Annotated in this window: 2 protein-coding genes; both read right to left on the reverse strand. The window is 45.0% G+C overall.

Features of this window, described 5'->3' with window-relative positions; genetic code table 11:
* Nucleotides 1-758, reverse strand: a 758-nt coding sequence (locus BG32_RS03640; protein ID WP_147434815.1) for a UvrD-helicase domain-containing protein, incomplete at its 3' end; no start/stop codon positions are given.
* Nucleotides 751-1,399 (reverse strand): PD-(D/E)XK nuclease family protein (locus BG32_RS03645; protein WP_147434816.1); only part of this gene is annotated, 649 nt, incomplete at its 5' end. The genes BG32_RS03645 and BG32_RS03640, both read right to left, overlap by 8 nt.

The following is a 1,399-nucleotide window of genomic DNA, read 5'->3' on the forward strand; positions in this document are numbered from 1 at the left end:
TCGGTGTCCTGGAATTCATCTACGAATATGAATTTGAAGCGATCTCTATATTTCTCCTGGACTTCGGGCATCTTGAGAAGCAGATCCCTCGTTTCTGTGAGCAACTGATCGAAATCAAGGAACCCCGATCTTACAGTCCTGTCTCTGTAATCGGAAAGGATTTCACTATAGGCTGCCGCAAAAGACTTCGAACCCTCGATGATTTCATCGTCACTTATGATTGAGTCACCTAAGAGACTTCCGACAGGAGATGGATTCAGTGCCAAAGAATGTCGTTTATTTGATATGGCTTCTTTCACAATTCTAAAAGCCTTGTCTAAGCCCGTAAGCTGAATCAAAGGTTCCAGGCTTTCGAGGTTATCTTCGAAATATGTTCGTACAACCTTTTCTTCAAGCGTAGCTCTCCTCATTCCGCTTAGAATCTGGAAGCCCGGATCTATTCCAGCAAAAAGGGCAGACTCCCTCAATATCCTTTCGCAGAAGGAATGGATGGTGGAAATCCACGCGTACGACATTTTGTTTCTTAAGGGTTTCCAGCTTCCGGGATACCCGGAGGCTATTCTATGATCGATTTCCGTTATTACTCGATCCTTCATTTCCCGTGCCGCCTTATTAGTAAAAGTAATTGCTACAACATTATGAACATCAAGCCGTTCTCCGATTCTGAATGACCTGTCGAAGACCCCGACGTACTCCTTAACCAGTGAAAACGTCTTTCCAGTGCCGGCAGAAGCGGTGACAAAAATGTCTTTATTCATATTCTTTTCTGCCTTCTCTCCAGGTTATGGACCTCTTTATCTCGGAGAATCTGCAGCTGTAGCACTTACTTGCAGACACTGTGAATGAGGGAGTGAACTCGCCAGAATAGATTCCCTCGTGTACTTCCTTTAACCATTTGAGAAGATCAGACTCCTTCACAATCCTGTTGTCCTTTTTCTTACCCGCGAATTCCCAGACCTTGCCTCCTTCTGAAGAAATGGTTCTGAAGGCAGCTTTGTTCACGGTTTTTCCGGTCAAAGTCTTGAATACTCCTCCCGCAACATCAAGGCTTTCATCTTCGAGAAGTTTTTCTGCAACAAGCGAATAGAGGAGCAGCTGTCTTTCATCGCCGCTATCACCGCGCTTGTAGTCTATTAGATAGACAGAGGAACTGGATCTGTCGATATCGACTCTGTCGATCTTTCCCCTCAAGTAAAGGTTTTCGAGTAGCTTCACTGGCTCAGTTTCACCTATTCCGAAGGCCTTCTCGAAGGCGTATGGAATGAAATTGTCTCCCATGAAATTCGGTCTCTTTCCTTCCCTGACTGTTATGTACTCGTGAAGTACTTCGCTCAGGCGTTCAAATTCGAATCTGAACACGATATTGCTATCATGCATCAGGTGCCTCTTGATGTTCTCG

This window comes from Mesotoga sp. HF07.pep.5.2.highcov (genome assembly GCF_003666285.1).
Taxonomy (GTDB): domain Bacteria; phylum Thermotogota; class Thermotogae; order Petrotogales; family Kosmotogaceae; genus Mesotoga; species Mesotoga prima.